This window comes from Micropruina sp. (genome assembly GCF_027492755.1).
Lineage (GTDB): Bacteria > Actinomycetota > Actinomycetes > Propionibacteriales > Propionibacteriaceae > Micropruina.
Genome location: NZ_JAPUED010000127.1, coordinates 1 through 4,760, shown reverse-complemented (window position 1 = coordinate 4,760; position 4,760 = coordinate 1). Strand labels below are relative to the sequence as shown.

General features: G+C 68.9%; 5 protein-coding genes. 2 read left to right on the top strand and 3 right to left on the bottom strand.

Annotated elements, in window-relative coordinates:
* Positions 1-256: 256 nt before the first annotated feature.
* From Q0066_RS09195 to Q0066_RS09185, 3 genes are read right to left on the bottom strand one after another with little or no spacing between them, the layout of a single operon-like run.
* Positions 257-1,387 (bottom strand): aromatic ring-hydroxylating dioxygenase subunit alpha, encoded by a 1,131-nt coding sequence (locus Q0066_RS09195; protein WP_298132227.1) that lies wholly within the window; start codon positions 1,385-1,387, stop codon positions 257-259.
* 59 nt (positions 1,388-1,446) lie between these two features.
* On the bottom strand, positions 1,447-2,595 hold the full coding sequence (locus Q0066_RS09190; protein WP_298132225.1) for an FAD-dependent oxidoreductase: 1,149 nt from the start codon (positions 2,593-2,595) through the stop codon (positions 1,447-1,449).
* Complete coding sequence (locus Q0066_RS09185) at positions 2,595-2,936, bottom strand: bifunctional 3-phenylpropionate/cinnamic acid dioxygenase ferredoxin subunit (protein ID WP_298132224.1); 342 nt, start codon at positions 2,934-2,936, stop codon at positions 2,595-2,597. The genes Q0066_RS09190 and Q0066_RS09185 overlap by 1 nt, the downstream gene beginning before the upstream one ends.
* Before the next feature lie 129 nt (positions 2,937-3,065).
* Here Q0066_RS09185 and Q0066_RS09180 point away from each other — a divergent pair, with 129 nt between their 5' ends.
* Together Q0066_RS09180 and Q0066_RS09175 are read left to right on the top strand one after the other, a co-directional pair.
* On the top strand, positions 3,066-3,854 hold the full coding sequence (locus Q0066_RS09180) for an IclR family transcriptional regulator (RefSeq protein ID WP_298132223.1): 789 nt from the start codon (positions 3,066-3,068) through the stop codon (positions 3,852-3,854).
* Between the two features lie 179 nt (positions 3,855-4,033).
* Positions 4,034-4,760, top strand: a 727-nt coding sequence (locus tag Q0066_RS09175; RefSeq protein ID WP_298132221.1) for a formyltetrahydrofolate deformylase, incomplete at its 3' end; no start/stop codon positions are given.

The following is a 4,760-nucleotide window of genomic DNA, read 5'->3' as shown; positions in this document are numbered from 1 at the left end:
CGCTGTTCGACCCCGAGGGCACCCACATCCGTCGCTGACCGGCACGCGGGGACGGCACGCGGGGACGGTTCTTTTCGTCCCAGTTTCGGACGTCGGGGACGGTTCTCACCGCAAGGGAAAGCTGATCATCCGGGTCGTCCCGGGCACCGACCTGGGATTCCGGGCGGGAGAGACCGGATCAAGTCCGGCAGGACGATCGAGGGGCTTCGATCGGCGCGTCCCCAAGAACGTGACCCGGGAGAACCGTCCCGATCGCTCAGGCGTTCAGCTCGGCCTTGAGCCAGTCGTGGAAGGGCACGATGTGGTGTTCGGCCGGCACCAGCGCGCCACCGTCGCGGTAGATCCGCGACGCCATGCTGGGCTGGGTCTTCTCGCACGCGTCGAAGTCCTGCAGGTTGACCCGGTCGAAGAGCTCCACCGACTTCGAGACGTCGGTGCCGGCATCCACCACCTCGGGCAGGAACAGCCAGTCGCACTCCACGTAGGTATGCGACTCCGACGTCGGGAACATCCGGTGGATGATGATGTGGTCGGGCACCAGGTTGATGAACACGTTCGGCCGGATCGTGATCGCGAAGTAGCGCCGGTCCTGGTTGGGGGCGATCAGCGGGAGTTCGCCGACGCCCGCCGAGCCGTCGACGGTGAAGCCCTTGATGTCCTCGCCGAACTCGGCTCCCAGGCCGGTGTTGGTCTGCGCCGCCCAGCCCTGGGCGAACTCCGGGATCACCTCGGTCAGTTCGGGGTGGATGGTGGCGCAGTGGTAGCACTCCATGAAGTTCTCGATGATCAGCTTCCAGTTGGCCTCGACCTCGTAGCAGATCCGCTTGCCGATCTTGAGCGTGTCGATCTGGTAGTGGTCGATGCTCTCCACCTCGCCGAGCCGGGTGACGATCTCGCTGAGCACCGTCTCCTCGAAGGACGGCGGCTGTTCCGCCACGCAGACCCAGACGTAGCCGAGCCACTCCCGGACGTGCACCTTGCGAAGCCCATAGTCGTCGCGGTCGATGTCGGGCATCTTGGTCAGGTTCGGGGCTGCGATCAGCTTGCCGTCCAGGTCGTAGGTCCAGGCGTGGTAGCCGCACTGGAAGTTGCGCCGGCTGCCCTCGGTCTCGGTACACACCCGCATGCCGCGGTGCCGGCAGACGTTGAAGAACGCCCGGACCTCGCGCTTGCGGTTGCGCGAGACGATCAGTTGTTCGCGTCCGACCTCGACCAGCTTGTAGTCGCCCGGCTTCTCGATGTCACTGCCGTGCAGCACGCAGAACCAGGACTCCTCGAAGATTCGCTCCTGCTCGGCGGCGAACACGTTGGGATCGGTGTAGTAGCCGCCGGCGAGCGTCGGCATCAGGGAGCCGGGGAGGGGCTTGTCGAGTTGCTCGATGATCACGGTGGGTCACATCCTTCTCGGTCGGGTGGACGATCTTGTCGGTCGGGTGGGTGGTTCGGTCACGCGGCCACACCGGCGCTGCGTCGACGGTGGGTCTTGCGCCAGCGCATCATCGGACGCAGCTGGTTCATGCCGAACGCGGCCACCTCGGTGCCGTCGGCGGTGCGGTAGACGAGGAACACGTCGCCGGTATCGATGCCGCCGCTCTCGACGGTCGGGACTGCTCCTTCGTGCAGCGTGCCCGCGAACTGCAGCCGGACGCCGTGCTGGTCGCTCCACACGTACTCGAGGTCGCCGGATTCCTGCCCCGAGCCGGGCTCGAGAATGTCGTGTGCCACCCGCGCGGCACGCTCCTTGGCGAGAGTCCAGTGCCGGCACGGCGCCCCCGACCAGGACGCGCAGTCCCCGGTCGCCCGGATCCCCGGGGCGGCCACCCCGCGCTCGTCGCAGATGATCGCACCGAACGGCGACAACTCCAGGTCGCTGGTGGCCAGCCAGGACGTCGCGGGCGCCGACCCCACTCCGGCGATCACCACCGACGAGCTGAGCCGCCGTCCGTCGGACAGCACGACGGCCTTGCGGTCGCCGTCCGGAACGATCTCGAGGGCCTGGACGCCGGGAACGAACCGGACGCCGGCGCGCTCGTGGATGCCGCGGATGCTCGCGCTGGCCTCGGCGCCGAAGACCCGGTCCAACGGCGAGTCCTCCTCGCAGACGACGGTGACCTCCGCTCCCAGCTGAGTCGCGGTCGCGGCGACCTCCAGCCCGATGAAGCCCGAGCCCAGCACCACCACGTCCGCGCCGGGGGCCAGCGCCGGGCGCAGGAGTTCCGCGTCCGCCACGCTGCCGAGGGTGAGGGCGCCGGGGAAGGGTCGCGGCCGGCCGCCGGTCGCGATGACGAGTTCGTCTCCGCCGACGGTGGAGCCGTCCCCCAGCAGGAGGGTCCGGTTCGCGACGTCGAGACCCACCGCGGCCACTCCGAGCCGCCAGGTGACGTCGAGCCGGCTCTCGTCGGTCTCGTAGGCCAGGTCCGCCATGGTGAGCTCGCCGACCAGGAAGCCCTTGCTCAGCGGCGGCCGGTCATAGGGACGGTGTGGCTCCTGGCCGACCATCACGATCTCGCCGGCGAATCCGCCGGATCGCAGGGTCTGGGCGACGGTGAAGCCGGCCAGCCCGGTGCCGGCGACGACCACTCGTTGCGCAGTCATCAGTACTCCACCCCCGGCGGCAGGTTCGGAGCCAGCGCGGACAACTGGACGTACACGTCGTCGCCGACGACCTCGATCCGGTGCGCCCGCACCCCGCGCCGCGCGGGCGGCGAGTCGACGTCCCCGGTGAGCAGCGAGAAGGTGCTGGCATGCAGCGGGCACTCGACCCGGCAGTCCTCGACCCAGCCCTCGGCGAGCGAGGCGTCCTGGTGCGTGCAGGTGTCGTCGATCGCGTACACCTCGCCGGCGGAGGTCAGGAAGACCGCGATCGGAGGCGTGACGGTGTCGAAACGAACACCTTCGTCCTCGACGAGTTCGCTCAGGGAGCAGATGCGCAACATGGGCGTCCTGGCTGTTGTTGTGTATTACGCACGACGCGTGCAATAAGCAACAGAATGGGAGCCTTCCAGGTGCATGTCAAGGCCCGGGACGCGCGCCGTGCGCATTGCGCAACAGCGTAGGGTTGGGGCGTGGACTCGGCGCACGAAGTGGGTGGGTCGGTGCAGTCCGTTGACCGGGCCATTCAGATACTCGAGATGCTGGCCGTCGCGCCGGCGCTCGGAGTCAGTCAGATCGCGCGCCGGTTGCGCGTGCACCGGTCCACGGCGTTCCGGCTGCTGGCGACACTCGAGGCGCGCGACCTCGTCGAACAGGAGACCAAGCGCGGCACCTACAGCCTGGGCCTGGGGGTGCTCCGGCTCGCCGGGAACGTGGCGGCCCGGATGGACATCGTCAAGGACGCCCAGGCCGCCTGTGACGAGCTCACCGGCGAGCTGAACGAGACCTCCAACGTCGCGATTCTCGATGAGGGTGCGGCGGTCAACATCACCCAGACGACGGGAACCCGGCTGGTGTCGGTGACCCGGCAGTACGTGGGACAGCGCACGCCGCTGCACGCGACGTCGACGGGCAAGGTGCTGCTCGCGCACGCGCCGGCGGAGGTGCTGCGGGCGTTGCTGGCGGCACCGCTGGAACAGTGCACCGGCAATACGATCACGGATCCACTGACGCTCGAACAGAGCATGCAGTCCGTCCGCGAGCAGGGCTGGGCGGCCGCCGTGGAGGAGTGGGAGTACGACACGAACGCGGTCGCCGTCCCCGTCCGGGGGGTCGGTGGACGGGTGGTGGCGGCACTCAGTGTCACCGCGCCCAGTTTCCGGATGAGGCCGGAGGGCTTCCCCGAGTTGGTCACCGTGCTCCGGCGGCACGCGCGGCAGTTGAGTGGACGGCTCGGAGCGCCCGACTCCGCCGCGGTCTGAGCGCTCGAGTGCCGCCTTCTTCGCCGCTCCCGGCGTGAGCCGTCCGGCGCAGGCTCCCCCTGGTGGCGACGACTCCGACCGTTGACGTCGCCCCAGCGCTGCCATACTGTGGCCAGCCAACTGACATATCAGTCCGGGCCGCTCCGGTGTCCGACGGCCCAGCGCTAAGGAGACCTCGCGTGCCGCAATCGCCCTCGACGGAGTTCGTGCTCACGCTTGACTGTCCCGACCGTCCGGGCATCGTGCACGCGGTCACCGGCGTCCTGGTCGAACAGGGGTTCACCATCATCGAGCTGAAGCAGTTCGACGACCGGCGGGCCGGCCACCTGTTCCTGCGCGTCCACGTCGCTCCCACCGACTCCGGCCGGGCGGCGGACGAGGCGGGGCTGCGTGCCGCGTTCTCGTCGGTGGCGGAGGAGTTCGGGATGCGCTGGGACCTGGTGCCCAGCGGGTACAAGCGGCGCGTGCTGGTGATGGTGTCGCGGTTCGGGCACTGCCTCAACGACCTGCTGTTCCGCGAGCGGACCGGTGAGCTGCCGATCGAGATCGTGGCGGTGGTATCCAACCACCGGGACTTCCAGCGCCTCGTCGAGTGGCACGGCATCCCGTTCTTCGACGTGCCCGTCACCGCCGACACCAAGCCGCAGGCCGAGGCCCAGCTGCTCGACCTGGTCGACCGGTTCGCCGTGGACCTCATCGTCCTGGCCCGCTACATGCAGGTGTTGAGCGATTCGCTGGCCCGGCGCATGGAGGGCAGGGTGATCAACATCCACCATTCGTTCCTGCCGAGCTTCAAGGGCGCGAAGCCCTATCACCAGGCCTACGACCGCGGCGTCAAGACCGTGGGAGCGACCGCGCACTACGTGAACAGCGAACTGGACGAGGGCCCGATCATCGCCCAGCAGG